Source organism: Weissella sp. MSCH1 (assembly GCF_045799135.1).
GTDB lineage: Bacteria > Bacillota > Bacilli > Lactobacillales > Lactobacillaceae > Weissella.
In genome coordinates, this window is record NZ_JBJMBA010000046.1 from 198100 (window position 1) to 218956 (window position 20857).

The following is a 20857-nucleotide window of genomic DNA, read 5'->3' on the forward strand; positions in this document are numbered from 1 at the left end:
TATTCCCCTTTTTGAATATTTGACTATTCGTCAATTGTAACTATTTATTCAAAAATAGCAAGATTAATTGTATTTTTATTCTAAATAAATTCAATAAATCATGATAAAAGTCACATTTAATCGGTCGTTTTATTGCTTTAATAAATACAAAATCAATATTAATCAGATTTAAAAACATTCAGATTGGTCATTTTTATGCTTTTATTCAATTTTTTACATATTTTTCAAACTCACCATTCATTTTTGTATATTCCAGAAAACCAGTCCTGTGCATAAATGAATTAAACATCTGTTTTTAACAAAAAAATCCGCGGAGTCATCTCCGCGGATTTTGATTTTTAAATTGTCATTAATTAGTTTTCAGGCGTTGTCGGCACCTTGATATCGCCAGAAATAATCTTTTCCTTAGCAGTCTCAACAGCCTTCTTCTCGTCTGCATTCAAGTTCTTCGTGACAACACCGACGCCGCCTTCCTTCAAGCCGTAGTAAACAGTCTTGCCACCAGGGAACTTATCCTTTTGCGCTGATTCCGTGATCAATTGCACACCACGACCAACACCCGTCAATGATGATGTCAACGTCAAGTTAGCTGACTTGCCATCCTTTGACTTGTAGTCACCCATGTTTGTTTGGTCCATGTCGACACCGATGACCCAAACCTTATCCTTTGAATCCGCAGCCAACGTTGCGTCTTGGTCCTTCGCAGCTTGGAAGACACCATTTCCAACACCACCAGCGGCTTGGAAAATAATGTGCTCACCTTGCGCCATCTTGGCCTTAGCAATTGTTTGTCCCTTGGCTGGGTCTGAGAACGTACCTGCATACGTTGCATCGACCTTCATATTAGGATCAACTGACTTCACACCGGCTTGGTAACCAGCCAAGAATGATTCAATCACTTGGTTCTTCATACCACCAACGAACCCAACCGTATCGTCACCGATTTCCTTGGCCTTTGTCGCAGCGGCGATACCAACCAAGTATGATGATTGCTCTGAGTGGAACATGACTGATGCAACGTTCTTGTACTTCTTATCCGCAATTTCATCAACCAACACGAACTTCGTGTCAGGATACTTCTTAGAAACGGTTTGGACTGAATCCTTAAACGTGTTTCCAATAGCTGAAACGACATTGTACTTAGCAGTAGCAGCTTGCGTCAATTGCGTATCGTAATCAGCGACCGTCTTAGGTTGGAAGTAGTTGTAACCATTTTGTCCCTTAGACAAGTTGTTAGCCTTACCCCACTTCTCCAAGCCTTCCCAAGCGCTTTGGTTGAAGCCCTTGTCATTTACACCGTTTGTGTCTGAAACAACCGCTGCGGTGAATTTATCGTTTGATCCGCCCTTGCTACCTGACGTTGCGGCATACGCAATCCCTGCAACGACAACAACCGCTGCACCACCAATAATCAATGTCCGACGTGAAACCATTTTTCCTAATACCTCCAAAGTATAAAATCCCTCGACCCGACCACTCTTTTTGCCTTGAAAATTACCAGCTCAGAGTCCAAATAAAAATGTAATTTTTACTACTATAAGGTTCTATTTAAGATAATGCAAGGGGTCAGTTCATTACATTTTTCATGGTTTTCGAATTATTAAAAACGATTAACCTAATAACAACTGTATTCAAGGCCCCAAAATAAGTATATTTCGTAAATGTCTTATTTTTAGTAACTATATTTATGAGAGAAATGTAATATGTGAACAAATTACGAACATTTTTAAAACCCACCATTGATTATTATCGTGAAGTACGTATAATTAGAAACAACAATTTTATGGGGGATATCATGGCAAACACAGAAACGCACGATAGCATTTTGGTGTTGGACTTCGGTTCACAATATAACCAGCTCATTTCACGACGCATTCGCGAATTGGGTGTTTATTCTGAATTAAAGCCACACACAATGACGGCCGCTGAAATTAAGGCACTTAATCCAAAGGGACTCATCTTTTCAGGTGGGCCTAACTCGGTCTATGAAGACGGTGCGTTCACGATTGATCCAGAAGTGTTCAATTTGGACATTCCAATCCTTGGCGTTTGCTACGGTATGCAATTGATGGCACATGTATTGCCTGGCGGAAAAGTTGCGCCGGCAAATGATTCATCAGAATACGGCGAGACTGAAATGGATGTGACAGCTGACAACACCGTTTTGTTCGGTGGCACACCAGAAACGCAAACCGTTTTGATGTCACACGGTGATTACGTCGAGCAAGTTCCTGACGGCTTTAAGGCGGTTGCAACCTCTGACAGCACACCAATCGCGGCCATGGAAGATACGTACCACAACTTCTATGGGGTGCAATTCCACGCCGAAGTGCAACACACTGAATACGGCATGCAAATCTTGGAAAACTTCGTTGATAAGGCGGTTCGTGCAGAACGCAACTGGTCAATGGATGATTTCATTGACGAGCAAATCACGAAGATTCGCGAAACCGTTGGTGATAAGAAGGTCTTGCTTGGTCTGTCTGGTGGGGTGGATTCATCAGTTGTCGGCGTTTTGTTGCAACGTGCCATCGGTGATCAATTGACGTCAATTTTCGTTGATCATGGTTTGCTACGTAAAAATGAAGCAGATGAAGTGATGGCTGCTTTGGGTGGCAAGTTCGGCCTGAACATCATCAAGGTCGATGCGCAAGAGCGTTTCTTGACGAAGTTGGCCGGGGTCACTGATCCTGAGCAAAAGCGTAAGATTATCGGAAACGAATTCATTCGCGTCTTTGACGAAGAAGCCGCTAAGCTTGATGGCATCGATTTCTTGGCACAAGGCACGTTGTACACTGACGTGATTGAATCAGGAACTGATACCGCGCAAACAATCAAGTCACACCACAACGTCGGCGGTTTGCCAGAAGACATGCAATTCCAATTGATTGAACCCCTTAACACACTCTTCAAGGATGAAGTGCGTGCATTGGGTGAAAAGTTGGGTATGCCCCACGAACTTGTTTGGCGCCAACCTTTCCCTGGTCCCGGCTTAGGGATTCGTGTTTTGGGCGACATTACTGAAGCAAAGCTCGAAATTGTGCGCGAATCTGATGCAATCTTGCGTGAAGAAATCGCTAAGCATGGTTTGGATAGCGAAGTTTGGCAATACTTCACTGTCTTGACGGGAGTCCGTTCAGTTGGTGTCATGGGTGACGGTCGTACGTACGACTATACGATTGCCATTCGTGCCATCACGTCTGTTGATGGGATGACAGCCGACTTTGCTAAGTTGCCATGGGATATCTTGGAAGAGATTTCTCGTCGCATCGTCAATGAAGTCGACCACATTAACCGCGTCGTGTACGATATCACGGCTAAGCCACCTGCAACTGTTGAGTGGGAATAATATTTAATATCTAAACGAATAAACCGCCCTGGAATAAGCAAATTCCAGGGCGGTTTTTGTGTCTCTATTCAAAACTTTATTCCCAAATAAAAAATCACATCACTGAGCACACTTACTTTTATGATACGTTTATCTAGTATTGTAAATAAAATACACAATAATATAGAAAAGAGAGCCATTATGATCACTGAAATCGTCGGCACCCGGTTATTGACGTTACGCCAACAACGCCAATTAACCCTGCAGGAAGTTAGTACACTAACGGGTGTCAGCACCGCTTCTCTGAATAACATAGAGCGCCACACCACTTCGCCTTCCATCGATACACTCTGGAAGATTTCTAGTGGTCTAGCTGTGCCCATTAACTACTTTTTTGCGACCGATCCAGTCGACTTTGAACTAGCTAAGCCCGCGGATTTCCACAATATTGCTAGTGATGATGCGGGTGTCGTGGTCCAATCGGTCTTTAACACGATTGCCTCGAATAACTTTGAAGTCTTTGATTTGTCACTGGCCAGCCAGTCGGCGCGACAATCTGCCGCCCACGTACCAGGGACGGTGGAAGTATTAATTGTAAAAACCGGCACCTTAACAATGCGGGTCAATGGACAAAACTTTCAAATTCCAGCTGGCACCATGGCCAAGTTTAACGGCGCGTTTGCGCATGAATATCGGAATGACACCATGACAGACACCAGTTTTGTCAGTCTCATGATTTATAATCGCTAGGAGTATTTATGGCCATAAAATCTGTTTTACTCGGCATTCTTGCCGCTTTATTTTTCTCGTTGACCTTTCTCTTAAATGAAATCAATTTGCATGCGGCTGGTGACTGGGTCTGGGTGTCCACCCTCCGTTACCTATGGATGTTACCGATGATTGCCATGTTAGCTTATGTCCCCCAGATGAAGGCAAATTTCCGCAAAGTGTGGCGGGCCATCAAAGACGCGCCGTTCTATTGGTTACTCTGGAGTAACGTGTGTTTCGTCTTGTTTTACGTTCCGCTCACCTGGGCTGCCCAATTCCTCCCCGGTTGGCTAGTGTCTAGCTTATGGCAACTCACCATCATCTTCGGTGTGCTCACAACACCATTAATGAAGGTCACTGATAGTTCTGGTGTGTCACATCGTTTGCAGATACCGCGAACCAAACTGAAATGGATGATTATTATCGTCGTTGGAATTGCCATGACCACGATTCAAACAACCGGATTTGCTGGCTTTAATCATAAATTTTGGTTTGCCGTCATCGCAATTCTAATCGCAGCCATCTGTTATCCACTGGGGAACCGCCAAATCGGCGTTCGTTACCCCGATTTCAACGGGTTGGAAAAAGTTTTTGGGATGTTGATTGCGACATACCCAACTTTCATTTTGTTGGCAATCATTGGTTATTTGCGATCAGGATTACCAAACCATACAACGCTCTTAAGCACATTCACAGTTGCTCTGTCTTCCGGCGTTATTGCGACGGTGCTATTCTTCCACGCAACCGCCATGGCAGCTCGGAACATGGAAGTGTTGGCAACTGTTGAAGCCACCCAATCATTTGAGGTGATTTTCACGGTATTGCTGGGCGTCCTATTTTTAAACCATGCGTTACCGACACATATTCAATTGTTGGGTTTGCTCGTTATGATTTTTGGCATTGTTGGGATTAACCTGACTCGTAAAAGACGTTATTAATCGTGAAAAGGCCACCGCGCAGTGCGATGGCCTTTTTAACTATATTTAAGCGGCTGTTTGTTTAGCTGGCTTGTAAATTGATGTCACCATCAAAACCACGCCAATAATGCCCAACCACACCAAACTTTGGGTGTTGCCATTCCAAAATGACGTATTGTAGTACACAATTCCCCGCATACCGTCTAACAAGAAACGCATTGGCAACCATGGCATAACATACGCTGAATAAAAATGGGTCAGCATCTCAGGCGCTAATGTCATCAAAGGTGCCGCGAACAACATAAGCAGGGCAAACAACGGCACTGCTACAAGACCTAACCATGACATCACCCCTAACATCAACAATTGGAAGGCAAACGATGCAACTGCTGCATACAATGCAACCGTCGTGAAATTATCGTAGTTATAATCCAAAATAACATGTGCAAATTCAGTTGTTGCGAATCCCGCAGCCAATGCAACAACCCCCATCACAACTAGTTCAATTCCTTTATTCAACCATGCCTGCTTCTTGGTAACGTGCGCTAATCCCTTTTGGGCATACGTCAACATAACAGCCCCCAACAAGGCACCCATCCAAATTGGTTGGAAGAACGCCATACTAGCAGTAGCCTTGTTCGTTGTCGTGTGTACAATTTTTGTCGTTACAGTGACAGGTTGCAACAAATTTTGTGCCACATTAGCTGAAACTGGTAAATTCAAAATCTGCATCTTGCGCAATGCTTGATCGCCCATTGCTACACCAACTTTACTGGTCATCAGCGTTAGTGCATTCTGAACGCCCGCTGCAGCTGTCGCGTTTTTTGCCTGATTAATAATTACCTGCATTTCAGGATGCGTTGGGTTTGTTGTCGTTAAAGACATTGTGTCTTGCGCAAATCCTGCCTTAATAACCAAGGCACCATAATACTTTTGCTTATCCATCGCCCGCATCACGGCCGTTTTATTTTTTTCAACTGACCACTTAATTGTCGTTGGATTTTTTCCACCAGTTGATGTGACGCTAGTTAGTTGTTTAACGATTGCTTGACTAGCATCTGATTGATCAGCATCTACAATTGCAATTGGTAAATCTTTAGGTGCGGTGTGCGTGCTCGGAATTTGAGCAACAATGAGCAGTAATCCCATCACCAATGCAACAATCAATGATATAACATGAAATTTATTCTTGAACATATCTCTCACCCTCGGTTTATAATTTCAAATAATGCATTCAAAATGCAACACGTTGTTGCTTAAGAACACTGAGTAGTATATGCTTACTATCAATCATTAAACAGAGACAACAATCAACGTTACGTTGCATTTGCGACACCGTGTTCAAAATTGTTGCAAATTGGAGCTGCTATCATGTACGAGCATAAAATTAATCAGACCCGCCAACAGATTTTGGACGCATTTGTGACCTTGGTTAAGGAAAAAGATGTCTCCAAAATCACAATTAACGATATTACAACAATCGCCAAAATAAACCGTGGTACTTTTTATCGTCATTTTGACGATAAGTTTGATTTAATCGAAAAAACGGAAACAACCATTTTTAATGCCGTCGAAAAATCACTTCAAGACAATATTCTAAATGGCCAAATTAAATCTATCACTCAGGCTGAATTTGGTAACTATCGCCTCGAACTTTTAGGCATTTTAAAAGACAATGCTGACTTTATCAGCGCCATGCTGAGCAAGAACGGTGATTTAACCTTTGAATCAAAACTCATTGCCCAAATGCGCGACTTTTCAATGATTGGCTTATCCGCCCTCGGCATCGATTTTAACAGCATGCCCGCTAGTCGTGAACTTACCATGCAATTTATGGCTAACGGTTTGATTGGTGTTGTCCGACATTGGTTAGCTAACGATGATATCTCAATTGAAACCGTCGCCCAAACAATGGATGCCATCATGTCGAACGGCATTATTGCATCCTTTGGTTTTGAAGCCAAAGGATAATTTGTATAAAACCTAGGCCACGCAAATGCGATGGCCTTTTTCATTACAAACAAAAACACGCCATAAACATGGCGTGTTTCATACTATGAAATCTGAGAAGATAGTATCTGCGTTTTTGAGATTGTTGAGATTGTGAAGTATTAAGTCGTACTACCTTCTCATTTGCGGTTGCCCGCAATGATGTTAAACGGGTTCGCACCGTTTAACACCGACAAGCTTAAGCCTCCTGATTTAGCTCAAGTAACAAACGATAAATCGCACCATACAGATTAGCATCATTACCAAATTTACCGGGCACGATATCGACATGACTAATCATGCGATTAATATATGGATTTCCTTGATAAAACGCCTCGTACGCTTCACGAATGGTTGCCGTCACAATCGGTTGGGCTGAAATACCACCACCGATCACGACCCGTTCAATATCAACCGTTGCTTGCAAATTTTGAATCTGTAGCGCGATTGTTCGCGCGTATTGATTAAAAATGCGCTTAGCTTGCGGATAACCAGCATTGATGAACTCAAATACTTTTTCTCCATCATGGACATCCGGCAATTCCAATTCGGTCGCAATTTCCTTAATCATCTCAACCGCCGACCCTGTAAAACCAAACCGCGATTCACGATCCGTCGTAATTTTATGGTAAATAAATGATAATTCACCAGCTTCATAATGAGCACCATAGTGTAACTGACCGTCAATTACAAAACCACCGCCAACACCCGTGCCAAGGACCAGCGCTAAACCATTCGCGACCCCTTTTAACTCACCTACCCAAAGTTCAGCAAGTGCAGCGGCTTTCCCATCATTTTCAATAGCTAACGGTAAATCTAATTGCAACGCCGTCTTTAAGTCGACGCCGTCTAAAAACGACCACATCACCCCGGCATGAATGGTACCCGTGTCATGATTAACACGCACCGGCAAGCTAATGCCAACACCCCGAATATCGTCATGATACAATGCAATAATCGCCTGCAATTGCGCAACAAAAGTCTTTAGATCTCGACGATTTGTTGGTTGATTACCACGTTCAACCAATTCTCCACTATGATTAACTAAACCATATTTAACTTTGGTACCACCAACATCGATGGCCAAATAATGATTTTCCATTTTTATCCCTTTCATTCATGAGCTGTCTCACCCAATTTATTGGCATGACGCCCAGGGCGAATTGTGGCCTTCATAAAGGCCACAATGGCTAATAGCAATAACATAAAGCTAATAATCACATAATTAGCAATTTCACTTGTTTGATTAAACCAACCGTTCAGTGTCTTAAGCACATATGGGCTTGCCGACACACCAACATTGATTCCCACCAACATCATTGTTGATCCTAATGTCTGTGAGACCGCATTTGTCTCAGCTGCTAAATTACTAAAGATTCCTGGCATAACCATACCAAACGCAAATCCGTAACCTGCAACGGCTACCGCTGACAAGATGAGCGACTGACTCTGTATCAAGATGAACACCATCGTCATCGCTAATGTTGCGCCAATCGCAATCGAGTAGCGCCCTAACAAACGCTTAATCTTTCCAAACAACAATGATGACAAAAATTGGAATGCTGTCACAAGTCCCGTGACAAAACTGGCATCAGCAGCTGTTCCGTAACCGCGTTCGGCAAATACCGGCGCCATTTTAACCGTGATGCCAAAATATGCCGTAAACCAAAAGAATGCAAATACTGCTGAAAAAATCATCGCCCCATTTATGCGGACATGACCACTCGCAGTAACATGTTCTTCCTCAACCACTGGCGTATTATCAGGTACTAACAAGCCAAACAAGACCAATGGAATTGCCCCAAGCGCGTACACACCAAACGCAGCGTGCCAACCACCGCCCATTAGGAATCCCACGACCCACGTCAGCAAAGTTGTCACCATTGCAGCCGACGCATCTCGATAACCAATCAAAGCGTCACGCTCATGGCCCGTGTAATACATCGAAATCAATGAGAACGATAACGAATTAAATAATCCGACCCCGGCGCCAAATAGGAACCGACTAGCTAGCATAATCGTATAATTCTCGGTAACCATCGGTGTAATACCCGCAATTACCGAAACCAATAACCCTAGAACAACGGTGCGCTTATTTCCCATTAATCTTGTTACAAGCGGTGACAACAAAACAAATATCAAAATACCCAAGCTCGACACAGACATCAATAATTCAATGTCCGTTTGCGAGTGACCAGCCAAAGTTTGATGAATCAGTGGCACGGTTACCTGGACGGCCGCTGCCGCATTCGTTAGCGTTGCAATCGATAGCAACGCTACCTTAAACCAAAAACTATGTTTATTCATATAATCATCACTCCCCAAATTAATCCCTATTCTACATATGTCGACCAACACTAACCAACGTCAGCACGGCCAACATAATCATGAAAACGTTATATAAAATGGCCAACATTTTACTAGAAAGCCGTTGACTCAACGTTGTACCAATATAACCACCGATAATCGCCACAATCGCAAGCCATGGCACAAGGCCTAAGTCATACCGACTATAATCATTCGCAATCACAATGGTGTATATTTTTGAAATCTGTGAGAAAAAGATACTTGCAATTGAATAAATTGCTGCATCACGTAATGTGAAGCCAAAACAAATTACCAGTAGCGAGACGTTCAGCGGACCTCCACCGATGGCCAAAAAGATTGATATTGCACCTAAAAACAGCCCTAAGCCAAACGATGCCAACCAGTGTGGCTTTTCTACCCGCTGACGTTGTGGCATCGCGCGCGTATAGATAATCAAAAAGATTAACGTTAGAAATAATATAATCGACTGGGTTAACTGCACTTTATTTTCAGGAAAATAGCGTAGTAACACCGTCAACAAGCTATTCCCTATATAGCCACCGACTAATGATCCCACTGAGATTTCAAGCAACATTGGCAAGTCATACTTAAAGCCCGATTTAATTTGCTTAGCAATCGATACTAAACACATCGTAAATACGACAACGGTTGTATAAAAGCTAATAACTTGTACCGAATCTGGCGAGAACAAATCCGTCATTGCTTTTAATACAATGCCCCCACCAATCCCGGCCAACGCCCCAATGACCGTTGCAATAAATGTCGCAATAACATACAAAATATTCAGCATAAATGCCTCATTCTTCCGTCAAACTACGGCCGTTCGTTGCAATAACGCGTTGATACCAACCAAAAGAATCCTTCTTTTCACGCCGATAAGTGCCGTTACCGTGATTATCCACGTCAACATAGATGAAGCCATAACGCTTGTCCATCGAACCACTACTTGCCGCAATCAAATCAATTGGCCCCCAAGCGGTATATCCCATTACATCAACGCCATCCAATTCGATTGCCTTTTCGACTTCAAGCAAATGTTGTTTGAGATAATCGATGCGATAATCGTCATGAATCTGTCCATTGGCATCCTTTTCGTCATAAGCACCTAATCCATTTTCAACAATCATAACCGGCTTCTCATAGCGGTAATACAATGTATTCAAAGCGAAACGCAGCCCCTGCGGATTGATGCCCCAACCCCAGTCTGACTTTTTCAAATACGGATTGGTATAACCGGTCTCTAACCCATTCAACCCCTTTAAGATTCCTTGTGTCTTCTGACCAGTCACGTGGGTCAAGTAATAGCTAAACGACACAAAATCTACGGTTCCCGCCGCCAAAATCTCTTTATCACCGGGGTGTTCTGGCAGCACAATATGCTTACGTTCAAATTCTTTTAACTTGTAATTTGGGTATTTACCACGAACCTGGACATCCGCATAAAACATCATGAGTTTTTGAAAATCCTCAGTTCCTTGTACGTCTGCCGGATCAGGGCTATTAGGGTATGAAAAATGCCCGTTATACATCATGCCGACTTTATTCTCGGCATTTAATTCATGCGCTAACTTAACAACTTTCGCGCTCGCCAAAAATTGATGATATGCCGCTTGCATCTTATCGTTCTCACTGGCATCTAAGCTAATACCACCAGCGTTCCAAGGCATCGTCGACATATTATTAATTTCGTTAAACGTTAGCCAGTACCGCACACGCCCATCGAAATGACGCAATATCGTCTCCGCATAACGGACAAACAAATCAACCACTTCACGCCCTTGCCAAAATCCGTATTTTTCTAATCCCATCGGGGTATCAAAATGTTGAATCGTAACCAGGGGTTCAATACCATACGACAAACACAAGTCCACAATTTTATCGTAAAAGTCCAATCCTTTCTGATTTGGTTTGGCATCATCCCCATTCGGAAAGACACGCGTCCAAGCCATTGAAAACCGGTAGACTTTAAAGCCCAGTTCAGCAAACAGGGCAATATCTTCTGCATAATGTTCATAATGTTTAATCGCATCGTGTGTTGGATAAAACTTATCTGAATCAATTGCATCAGTAATCTCACGAGGCGCGCTATTTTCAGCTAACGTCATCATGTCAGCTGTGCTAAGCCCTTTACCATCAACATCGTAAGCACCTTCAATCTGTTCAGCTGAAGTTGCACCACCCCAGAGGAAACCTGCTGGAAAAGCCATATGTATTTAATCTCCTTTTCTTGCTACTTCTAAGCAAGAAACAGTATAGCTAGCTAACCAAGCGCAATAATAGCTTTTCAAATCGACTTGTCAGACCGTTGCACACTCAAGTAAGAAAACGCTTACATACCATGCAACGCTATTGCGCAAAATAACACTTTCACATGAAAAAACGGGCCTACCAATTGCAGCCCGTTCCACTTTAAGATTGATCCTTGATAATTGGGTTTTCCGTAAACCGATAACGTTGGTACTCCCTCTCTATCTGCATTTTCGTTTCGTTTGCCTCAACATGCCGCGATAAATAACTGGCATACAAAATATCCAGCAGGTACGAAACAGACACATCGGTACTAAAATTACCAAAGTTTTGAATTAGGCGCTCACGTGTACTCATTGGCAACAAGATATCCGCATGCTCAGACAATGTGTTTTTCCCATAGGCCGTTAACGCAATCACCTGTAATTTCCGATTACCAATAATCGTCATTAATCGATGGATATCTTGTGTTTCTCCCGAGTAAGAAATCAATACAACAACATCATTTGCTACCGATTCTTGCAAATAAAAATCTACTAAATCCGTTCGTGATAATTGCGTAATTGGTCGACCTATCCGCAACATCTTATTCGCAAATATTTCTGCCAAGTGACGATGATCCCCAGCAGAATAGACATAAATATGTTGCGCATCACTTAGCTTTTTCGTTGCACTCTCAAGTTGTTGGTAATCTTGCAAAGAAAGCGTATCTGCTACGACTTCGGTATACAGTTGGCGAATATTATTAGCTACTGACCAAATACTATCGCTCGGCAAAAATGGCTGATTAACATCAATGTCTTGCACATTATGAGCTAGATACAAGCGTTCTGTTATCAATGCCTCTTTAAATTCAGGAAAGCCTGAAAATCCCAATCGCTGACAGAAACGTGTCACCGTCGAAGGGGACACGTAAAGATCATTCGCTAGCTGACGGGCCGTTAATTCTTTTATTTCCGATGTATCATTCAAAAAATAGTCAGATAACTGCTTTTCAACACTACTCATTGCTTCTTGGTTTTCCAACGACTCTTTAATTAACATGACCTTCTCCTGAAAACGCTTACTTTTAATACGACTTTACCACATTTCCTGAAAGTCGGAAATTGTGGTCCTTTCTTAATCAATCATTTTGGCAAGTGATTTTAGCATGAAACAAAATAATGAACAGACTGGTCTTTATTTTGTTTCGCTCTATAATTAGAACCATCAAGTAAAGGAGCATAACATGAACGAAAATAACTACACGCAACTCGTCACAGCATTTGCTGAGGCTAACGGCTTTACCTTCTATCAAGGCGCGCAAGCTAGTCCAGCCTTGATTCGTAATTGGGTAAATGGCACCCGCAAGATTCACTTCGTTTCTTACGGTAACGACAGTCAAACGGCTAGCTGGCATTTCATCAACGAGGGCTTTGAACACCCTGTTTCGCACCTTGGTACCGGCATTAATGAATTAACCGATTGGCTAAACAACGTCATCGCGCCGCAACTTCCTTAAACATATCAAAGTGATCTAACCGGTCACTTTCTGAAAAAATGTGATAAAATCACCTGACGTTTTAAATAACGATACATATTCAAAAACGGCTTCCGACAGATAATCGTCGGAAGCCGTTTTTACTTAGTTTTTGTGATTGTAAACATAAACGGTCAATGGTGCAAAGATTGCGACCACCAGCACGCCAGCCCCTAAGACAATCCAGGCTTGCATTGGCCAAGTTCCGTAGTTAAGCATCATGCGTGAAGCTTGAATAACATATGACACGGGATTGATGTTTACCAAAATTTGCATCGCATGTGGCAACGTCTTAACTGGCACAAACGCACTTGATAGGAACGTCAACAACAGCATCGTAATCAATGACACACTTTCCACCATCGTTGAACTCTTAGCTAACATGCCGTATAGCGCGAAAATCCAGCTCAACGCCCACCCTAAGAAGACATCTAGCACCACGACAACAATAACCCAGCCAAAACCAGCAGCAGGTCGCCACCCCATCAAGAAACCAGTCGTTAATGATGCAACGGCCGCAATGAACAAGCGCAAAATATCAGCGAATAGTTGTCCAGCTAATGGTGCGATATGTGCAATTGGTAATGACTTCAAGCGGTCATAAATACCTGAATTCAAATCATCGCTAATCTGGGTGCCTGATCCCGCTGCCGCTGAAATCAACGCCTGCATGAGAATACCAGGTACAATTGTTGGCAAATAAGCGTGCACGTTACCGGCAATCGCCCCACCAAATAAGAAACCAAACATCAGCATAAACATCACCGGTTGCACGATGACGTCCAAAAATTTATCTGGGTTGTGGAGCGTCTTCAATAAGTTACGATATGCCATCGTCGCAATATTTGCGAATACATTCGTCTTGTGTGGTTGTACATCCATCATGATTTTTGCCTCTTCTCTTAATTCTTGCCAACCGTCAATGCAAAGAACACGTCATCCATTGATGGCTGTTCAACTGACATGTTTGTCATCGTTACGCCCGCTGCCGTAATGGCTTGGAGGACCCCCGCAACGGTATTAATATCATCAACTGCCACTTCGACAATATTACGGGTTACTTGTGGCGTTGCCGGCAATGTTGCCGCCATCACACCACGCGCTTGTTCTGCTTGTGCGTCGTCTGCCACCTCAACGCGTAACTTAGCACCACCAACTTGCGCCTTCAATTCAGCCGGGGTCCCGATACTAACCAGCTTACCGTGGTCAATCACCGCAATGCGATCAGCCAACTCGTCCGCCTCTTCCAGGTATTGCGTCGTCAACACAATGGTTGAACCAGCCGCAACTAATTGTCGAATGGTATCCCACATCTGCGTACGCGTACGTGGGTCCAATCCAGTCGTTGGTTCATCTAGGAAAATTAAAGCGGGGCGTGTAATTAAACTAACTGCCAAATCCAAACGGCGACGCATCCCACCCGAAAAGTTTGAAATTGCTTTGTCAGCTGAATTTACTAGTGAAAATTCTTCCAGCAATTCAGCCGTCCGAGCTTTCGCTTCCTGGCGTGACAAGCCATTCAAGCGTGAGAAGATCATCAGGTTCTCACGAGCAGAAATATCTTCATCAACCGATGCATACTGGCCGGTTAAGCCAAATAATGAGCGTACCGTTTGTGATTCTGTCTTCACATCGTGACCAAAAATTTTAATGTCACCACTTGTTGGTTGAAGCAACGTTGTCATCATGCGCAACGTTGTCGTCTTACCGGCTCCGTTAGGTCCTAACAAGCCAAATACTTCCCCGCGCTTGATGTTAAATGATACGTCATCAACTGCCGTTTGTTGGCCAAACATCTTCGTTAATCCGTTAATTTCAACTGCATATTCTTCAGTCATGATAATGCCTTCTTGTTTTTAAAATTAATTATCAGGGTACCTGACGAAAATAATGATAAGGGTACCTGATTAAATTGTCAACAACTTTGTTCAGGTACCCTGACTATTTATCGTTTATTAAGCATTGAAAGCCTGTTATACTGGCTATAACAGAAAATAAAGGACGGCGAACATCATGGCTGATTTAATTGAAAAACACCAATTGGCGGCAAAATTATTTGAATTTACTTCATTGCAGCACTTAGCTGATGAACAAGTGGAGCGTCACTCGCCTGTTTTTCGTGGCCAAAACAAAGTCCTTGTCGCATTAAGCGAAGGTGATAATATTTCGCAAAAAGAGCTTGCGGAACGCCTTGAAATGAGCGTTCAATCAACCGCCGAATTTGTTACCAAGTTAGTTAAAAAGGATTTTGTCACGAAAACAAAATCACCAACTGATGGTCGCATTCAATTAATTAAATTAACTGAAAAAGGCCGGCGTGAAGCTGAAAAAAGCTTATTTTACATTCCTGAATACTTAGACTATCTTGACCCTGAGGATTGGACACAATTGGCAGCGATACTAGATAAAATGAACGATGGTATTCGTGATCATTTGAAGATTGATGGTATCCAAAACTTGGGTACTCGGATTATGTTGAGCCAGTTGGATCGTAAGACTGAAATTGATAATAATGAAAAATAGCAAAAACCGCGTTGGAAAATTATCCAACGCGGTTTTCTGTTTATAACTATATCTTATTAACTAATGGCCGAACTCTCGACAAAATGTCATATATACATTACATAAAGCAAACTATATGTTACACTTTTGTTAGTTATAAACGTAACGGAAGAGGAATGACCATGAATAACTCTGTACGTAAATACAGAACATTGAAGGGATTAACCCAAAAAGAGCTTGCCAACGCAATTGGCATAACGCGCCAAACAATCGCTCTGATTGAAAAAGGGACCTATAACCCTACTATGAAACTCGCAATCGCGATAGCAACCCAACTAGATACAGACTTAAATTCACTTTTTTGGAGGCAAGATACAGATGAAACCAACTACTGATGAGAGAATTATCCAGAAAGACAATGAAGTTGTTACGCGATCATTTGTATTTTTAGTTCTACTCCTTATGTTATTTCTATTGTCCGCTCATTTTTTTAAATCCGTACATGACAATCCTGAAATAACAATATTCACAATATTGATTGCGACATTGTTCTATGCATTAATTGACTTCTTTATTTCAAAAACCTTATTTGCTGATGTACAAGACACAAAGGATTTAAAAGCGAAGTTAAAATCACTGACATTCGATATCATCGTCTTCAATATTGTTTTAATCGGTCTATCTATGTCTCATGCAATCGATTTGAAGTTTAGTGGACTATTCCTTATCACACTTCTCGTAATGGATATCGTACTTTTTATATTAGGGTTTATCATTCTAAAACTATGGCTTGTTTTTACTGAGTAAACCACCACAAAATAAGGCGCAATTCTGTCACTTTGGAAAGAATTGCGCCTTTTTGACTACATTCAAAAAATTATTGTTTAATCTTACTTAGCATTTTCAATAGCCGCCAACACTTCTGCTATCGTACGTACCTTACCCAAACGAGGGAAAATAACTTCGACGGATGCATTGTGGCCTTGAGCTGTACGATCGGTCATTGCTTCTGGCACAAGGACCAAGTTATACCCATGTTGTGCCGCCTCACGGGCTGTTGTATCCACCCCGATTGACGTTGCAATTCCCGTCAAGATAATTGTATCGATACCCCGTCGACGCAACTGCACATCTAAATCTGTGCCATAAAATGCGCCCCAATTATGCTTGTTTACGACCGTTACATTAGTCGCCGTCTCATCAGCTGCAATATCCATTGCTAACCGTGTCGCTGCATCTGGTAATGGCGTTGCGACCTGATGTGGTGCATCTGTCACTGGATTCATACCTTCAGTACCATCATTCTTTACTCGCACAAGAACAATTTGGGCGGGCGTATTTTTCAACGCTGCCGCTAATTCATTGTTCCGTGCAATCACTGTTTCACCGTCATTAGGCGTCGTGACCCCGTTACGAATAATGCCATCTTGCACGTCAATTACGACCAATGCCGTACGCGCTAGATCAAAATCTAAAGCCATCTCACATACCTCTTCGTTCTTCGTATTAGTAATTTTCAGTGTATCACTTTACGAAGCGACATCACAAATGAAGATATTGTTTCACGTGAAACACACTAATAAGCAAACCAAACATAGCCTGGTTTCAAGATATGCTGATCACTTATTAATGTCTGGCCTTCATTCGGCACTTCAGAAATTACCAGATGATAAGCTACTGCTGGTTTATTCGTTGCGTACAGCGTTGGTAACATTAACTTAAATGTCCCCGACTTAATCTTAGCAACCATTTCGTCAAAATCATTATCTAACTCCCAGTCCGGCAACGTATGCTGCTGGCGCCCATCCGAGAATCGTAGGCCTTCTTCCAATAGAACAATGTCATTAATATCATCGATTGAAATATCCATTTCTAAGTCAGCTTGTAGCATTTGTTCAAGTTCTGATTTATTAGCTACAAAAACTTCAACTTCACTCGCCAACTGTTCATAATTTGAGTGACCCTTTAACGTTAATTTAGTTACAGCATCCATTGCTTAAATCTCCTTCTCTATTTCAACTAGTATCAAAATTATAAAATTCCACCGCGACATTATTTGTCGTTATTATCCTGACTATTTAAATCGGATTCCGTTAGCCTTTCATACGCCTCCAGTATGAAACCAAACGACATCATTAATACAAACATGAATGCCATCCCCAAAATGAACGTCTTTAACTCATGAGACTGGCCTAACAACGCCGCTTGCCGCATGAATCGCCAAATATAAGCACCAAAAAGCAGATTCAACAACAGCACGATGCTTGCTTTTTGATAGAAAACAACGCTATCTTGCCAACTAATATTCTTAAACATAGTCCTCCCCTTTACGCACCAACATAATGACCCCAAACTGATAACACTTCAATCATATGATCGGCTGGAAACACCTGATATACCACCCGATGTTGAACGTTCAAGCGTCGTGAGAAAACTCTACTTTTACGGCCCGCAAATACCTTCAATTTTTCTGCGTCAGCCATTGGTTCTTCCTTAATATCGTCCAGTACGTTATTTAATTTTTCTGAAAAACCTGCTTTTTGCAATTGTTTCAAAGATTTCTTAGCCAACGTTGTGCCTAGTTTAATTGTGTACATTTTCCATCCTCACTTTCGCATCTCAGCTTCGATCTGGAGTAGTTTTACCCGATATTGAAATCTCAGGATGACAACTACGCCTGCAGCAAATCCTGTCAGGCCGAAGAATTTCCAAGCAAGTATCAGAACTATCCGCAGCACTTGTTCATGCGGATACATCTCCATCCAGCGAAACATTAATAACACCAAAAATGTCGTTCCGTATATCACAATTAACTCTCTTAAAATCATGGTTACCGAAAGTTGCAACCAACGTTGTTTATATTCTTGTCGCGTCATTTTATTGATTCTCCGTCATATCTCATTCGATATGCTTATCATAATCAAATGACGCGACATTATTTGTCACAAAAATATTGCATTTACCTTAGAAACATTGCATTTCTCTCTTGTATAAAAAAATCATCCGAATTTGAATATCAAATTCGGATGATTTTTTGACTTTACTTTTCATTACTGCCGGTTACTAATCTGCAATTCCAAATTCGTTTTCTGCTATTTGATAAGCATCAATAATTTCTGAATTAGAAATAGAAGATCGTTCCTGCAAAATAGACGTAACTGCAGAGGATACTATCTCATCCCGAGCATACAACCGAGCATCCCCAGATGCAAACATATCTTTAAGCCAACCACTCATTTTTTTATTTTGAAATGTCAGTTCAATAACTTGACCAAATTCTTTTTCCGAAAAACCAGTCGCCATAACAATGTCAATAAATTCCTCTTTGAATATTTGAAACATCTCTTTTGCATCATCTTCAATGAAATTATCCATGACTTTCTTAGCTACCGTACTTGCTGCAATTCCACCGATGGCTCCGCCAATTAGCGTACCGACTACTGGAACTACACTACCTACAGCCGCTCCCGCAGCGACACCTCCAGCAATAGACGCTGCCCCCACAACCGAGTTCTTGACTAGCTGTCCTACAGATATTCTTCCCCGTAAAGAATCAACAATTGATGGTCCAAAAGTAATTGCTACCACCGCAAATCCTCCCGCATATTTACCAATAGTTTTGGGGTCTGCTATAAATCCTAATTGTTTTCCCAAAGACGTCGCTGCAAACTTGGTTGCATATTTTTGTACTACTTGCGTCTTAGCAGTTTGTGAAGCAAATAATATAATACCAGTAGAAATAGCTCCGGTTCTCAAAGCCGCATATCCTGCCTGCTTAACCGCTATCTGTTGATCTTGCCCGTTCCATCTAGCAACAGCATATTGCATAACAAATGTTAACCCTGCGGCTGGCAATGACAACTGCACAGCATTTAATGTATCAACATACACTGATTCAATCGTCCCTGCCTTAGCAACGTTTCTATAAAAATTAGTACTATACGGCCCTTTTTTTACCAATAATCTCGCATCTGCTGGGTTAGTGTGCCCGGGTACATCACCCGAGGCAATTTTGTTATGCATGTACTCTAGCGACTTTGCATATTGATCTTTAGGTACCTCAGTAGGCATATTTCCATACTGATATTTACCCTCGCCGAATGATAGCTTAATACTTGAATTTCCACCATTAAGAGATGTCTTAACCTGTACCTTATTTCCAAAGCTCAAACGGTCTGCCCCGTGCTTTGCATTATCTTGCCCCGTAAGAATTGACTTAGTTAAGTAGCCACCATCGTGTACACTATTAGCGTATTCAGCTGCAACACCATGTCCTTGCGCACCATTTACCATTTGATTAATCTGGATGTTTTGCAAATTATTATTTGATACAATTCCAGAAAAAGTGGCTAATCCTTGAGATATCCTTTTCCCCTCTTCATTGATGTGTAAATCAACATTAGAATCATGAGATGCTTTATTAATATAATTAATTTTTTTATCTACGTTCAACTGAATATTTGATAGCTCTTGTAGTTCATGTTTCTCAGCAAATTGATCAAACACACCTGTATATAAATCGCGAGTAAAACCTGATTCAATTACTTTATTTAAATCATTAACAAGCCCTTCGAAGTCCACATTAGGAAAATCTTCTATTGACGTTGAAAAAACAAGACTTTGATAATTCACTGAGAATTTATCATTATTTTGCACCCGCCACATTCCTGAATAAGGAATCCACACGGATTCAACAACATCTTCCCCTGTTTTCTGATCCAAAGACACTTGCTTAGCAAACCCAATTCCGCGTGTAGTCATCACTACTCCATATTCTCGCAGCTGTGAATCAATAAGACTTCTAATCGGGCTATAAGCTAATACCTCTCCGTCTGAACCGTCAAATGAATTAACAAAAAACTCCGCTCTGCCAAACGGAACTGCATCTCCACTATATTTCAAATTACCAGATAATTGTTCAAACGAATCGTCAATTGATTCCACCGTATAAGTTGACCGATTATCCTTGGCTAGCCAAGCTTTAAATTCTTTTTTTCTTTTTGCTTCACCATCATTCATACCAATGATAATTAATACCACAAAAACAGCTGTAATAATTCCAAACAGCATCGGATGAATTGTAAACCCCTTGACAAAAGCCACTAAGGATATAATGTAAAACGCACCCGAAACATAACCCTTTTGTTTATTCCCAATATATAAAAACAATATCATCATGAATAAATATGCCATAAAAACCTCTCCCATCATCAAAAGATAACTACACAATTCATTACAAAGTCAATATACTATTATACA

23 protein-coding genes are annotated in these 20857 nt (G+C 41.7%); 8 read left to right on the forward strand and 15 right to left on the reverse strand.

Translation table 11 applies throughout. From position 1 onward, the window contains the following. Nucleotides 1-353: 353 nt before the first annotated feature. Nucleotides 354-1433 (reverse strand): BMP family protein, encoded by a 1080-nt coding sequence (locus ACJ28U_RS11435; protein ID WP_407619349.1) that lies wholly within the window; start codon nt 1431-1433, stop codon nt 354-356. Nucleotides 1434-1795: 362 nt separating this feature from the next. Between ACJ28U_RS11435 and guaA the strand changes: the two genes are divergently transcribed. The 3 genes from guaA (at nt 1796) to ACJ28U_RS11450 (ending at nt 5034) form a co-directional block, all read left to right on the forward strand. After that, on the forward strand, nt 1796-3349 hold the full coding sequence (guaA, locus tag ACJ28U_RS11440) for a glutamine-hydrolyzing GMP synthase (protein WP_407619350.1): 1554 nt from the start codon (nt 1796-1798) through the stop codon (nt 3347-3349). 180 nt (nt 3350-3529) lie between these two features. Further along, a complete protein-coding gene (locus tag ACJ28U_RS11445; RefSeq protein WP_407619351.1) occupies nt 3530-4078 on the forward strand; it encodes a helix-turn-helix domain-containing protein in 549 nt (182 codons plus the stop codon). A gap of 8 nt (nt 4079-4086) precedes the next feature. After that, nucleotides 4087-5034, forward strand: coding sequence for a multidrug resistance efflux transporter family protein (locus ACJ28U_RS11450; RefSeq protein WP_407619352.1), 948 nt, complete (start codon nt 4087-4089; stop codon nt 5032-5034). A 45-nt stretch (nt 5035-5079) separates the two neighbouring features. On the opposite strand, the gene ACJ28U_RS11455 is transcribed toward ACJ28U_RS11450, so the two are convergent. Beyond that, the gene (locus tag ACJ28U_RS11455; protein WP_407619353.1) at nt 5080-6210 is read right to left on the reverse strand and encodes a YhgE/Pip domain-containing protein; all 1131 of its coding nucleotides are present in this window, start codon (nt 6208-6210) and stop codon (nt 5080-5082) included. Nucleotides 6211-6384: 174 nt separating this feature from the next. On the opposite strand from ACJ28U_RS11455, the gene ACJ28U_RS11460 reads away from it, so the two are divergent. Then, entirely contained in the window at nt 6385-6984 is a 600-nt protein-coding gene (locus ACJ28U_RS11460) for a TetR/AcrR family transcriptional regulator (RefSeq protein WP_407619354.1), read from the forward strand. Between the two features lie 217 nt (nt 6985-7201). On the opposite strand, the gene ACJ28U_RS11465 is transcribed toward ACJ28U_RS11460, so the two are convergent. From ACJ28U_RS11465 to ACJ28U_RS11485, 5 genes are all read right to left on the reverse strand, one after another. Beyond that, nucleotides 7202-8104: an ROK family protein gene (locus ACJ28U_RS11465; protein ID WP_062358871.1), complete on the reverse strand. Its 903-nt coding sequence runs from the start codon at nt 8102-8104 to the stop codon at nt 7202-7204. An 11-nt stretch (nt 8105-8115) separates the two neighbouring features. Beyond that, on the reverse strand, nt 8116-9309 hold the full coding sequence (locus ACJ28U_RS11470) for an MFS transporter (protein ID WP_407619355.1): 1194 nt from the start codon (nt 9307-9309) through the stop codon (nt 8116-8118). 31 nt (nt 9310-9340) lie between these two features. Next, entirely contained in the window at nt 9341-10120 is a 780-nt protein-coding gene (locus ACJ28U_RS11475; protein WP_099087622.1) for a sulfite exporter TauE/SafE family protein, read from the reverse strand. A 7-nt stretch (nt 10121-10127) separates the two neighbouring features. After that, nucleotides 10128-11537 carry a glycoside hydrolase family 1 protein gene (locus tag ACJ28U_RS11480; RefSeq protein ID WP_407619356.1) on the reverse strand — a complete coding sequence of 470 codons (1410 nt, stop codon included), beginning with the start codon at nt 11535-11537 and terminating at the stop codon, nt 10128-10130. A 202-nt stretch (nt 11538-11739) separates the two neighbouring features. Further along, nucleotides 11740-12621 (reverse strand): MurR/RpiR family transcriptional regulator, encoded by an 882-nt coding sequence (locus ACJ28U_RS11485; RefSeq protein ID WP_407619357.1) that lies wholly within the window; start codon nt 12619-12621, stop codon nt 11740-11742. A gap of 184 nt (nt 12622-12805) precedes the next feature. Here ACJ28U_RS11485 and ACJ28U_RS11490 point away from each other — a divergent pair, with 184 nt between their 5' ends. After that, complete coding sequence (locus ACJ28U_RS11490) at nt 12806-13078, forward strand: hypothetical protein (RefSeq protein WP_259713494.1); 273 nt, start codon at nt 12806-12808, stop codon at nt 13076-13078. A 123-nt stretch (nt 13079-13201) separates the two neighbouring features. Here the strand turns inward: ACJ28U_RS11490 and ACJ28U_RS11495 are convergent, their stop codons facing one another. Together ACJ28U_RS11495 and ACJ28U_RS11500 are read right to left on the reverse strand one after the other, a co-directional pair. Next, a complete protein-coding gene (locus tag ACJ28U_RS11495) occupies nt 13202-13981 on the reverse strand; it encodes an ABC transporter permease (protein WP_407619358.1) in 780 nt (259 codons plus the stop codon). A gap of 17 nt (nt 13982-13998) precedes the next feature. Beyond that, on the reverse strand, nt 13999-14934 hold the full coding sequence (locus ACJ28U_RS11500; protein ID WP_407619359.1) for an ATP-binding cassette domain-containing protein: 936 nt from the start codon (nt 14932-14934) through the stop codon (nt 13999-14001). 175 nt (nt 14935-15109) lie between these two features. On the opposite strand from ACJ28U_RS11500, the gene ACJ28U_RS11505 reads away from it, so the two are divergent. The 3 genes from ACJ28U_RS11505 to ACJ28U_RS11515 all read left to right on the forward strand — a co-directional run bounded on the left by ACJ28U_RS11505 (nt 15110) and on the right by ACJ28U_RS11515 (nt 16405). Further along, nucleotides 15110-15619 carry a MarR family winged helix-turn-helix transcriptional regulator gene (locus ACJ28U_RS11505; protein ID WP_407619360.1) on the forward strand — a complete coding sequence of 170 codons (510 nt, stop codon included), beginning with the start codon at nt 15110-15112 and terminating at the stop codon, nt 15617-15619. Nucleotides 15620-15780: 161 nt separating this feature from the next. Next, complete coding sequence (locus tag ACJ28U_RS11510; RefSeq protein WP_099087616.1) at nt 15781-15993, forward strand: helix-turn-helix transcriptional regulator; 213 nt, start codon at nt 15781-15783, stop codon at nt 15991-15993. Next, nucleotides 15977-16405, forward strand: a complete 429-nt coding sequence (locus ACJ28U_RS11515) for a hypothetical protein (RefSeq protein ID WP_099087615.1) — start codon at nt 15977-15979, stop codon at nt 16403-16405. The genes ACJ28U_RS11510 and ACJ28U_RS11515 overlap by 17 nt, the downstream gene beginning before the upstream one ends. A gap of 83 nt (nt 16406-16488) precedes the next feature. On the opposite strand, the gene ACJ28U_RS11520 is transcribed toward ACJ28U_RS11515, so the two are convergent. The 6 genes from ACJ28U_RS11520 to ACJ28U_RS11545 all read right to left on the reverse strand — a co-directional run bounded on the left by ACJ28U_RS11520 (nt 16489) and on the right by ACJ28U_RS11545 (nt 20791). Beyond that, nucleotides 16489-17079 (reverse strand): isochorismatase family protein, encoded by a 591-nt coding sequence (locus ACJ28U_RS11520; RefSeq protein ID WP_099087614.1) that lies wholly within the window; start codon nt 17077-17079, stop codon nt 16489-16491. A gap of 95 nt (nt 17080-17174) precedes the next feature. Beyond that, nucleotides 17175-17591 (reverse strand): hypothetical protein, encoded by a 417-nt coding sequence (locus ACJ28U_RS11525; protein WP_407619361.1) that lies wholly within the window; start codon nt 17589-17591, stop codon nt 17175-17177. A gap of 59 nt (nt 17592-17650) precedes the next feature. Next, nucleotides 17651-17914: a hypothetical protein gene (locus ACJ28U_RS11530; RefSeq protein WP_407619362.1), complete on the reverse strand. Its 264-nt coding sequence runs from the start codon at nt 17912-17914 to the stop codon at nt 17651-17653. Between the two features lie 11 nt (nt 17915-17925). Next, nucleotides 17926-18195 (reverse strand): type II toxin-antitoxin system YoeB family toxin, encoded by a 270-nt coding sequence (locus tag ACJ28U_RS11535; RefSeq protein ID WP_010371114.1) that lies wholly within the window; start codon nt 18193-18195, stop codon nt 17926-17928. 9 nt (nt 18196-18204) lie between these two features. Next, nucleotides 18205-18474, reverse strand: a complete 270-nt coding sequence (locus tag ACJ28U_RS11540) for a hypothetical protein (protein ID WP_407619363.1) — start codon at nt 18472-18474, stop codon at nt 18205-18207. 187 nt (nt 18475-18661) lie between these two features. Further along, nucleotides 18662-20791: a hypothetical protein gene (locus ACJ28U_RS11545; protein WP_407619364.1), complete on the reverse strand. Its 2130-nt coding sequence runs from the start codon at nt 20789-20791 to the stop codon at nt 18662-18664. Nucleotides 20792-20857 lie beyond the last annotated feature (66 nt).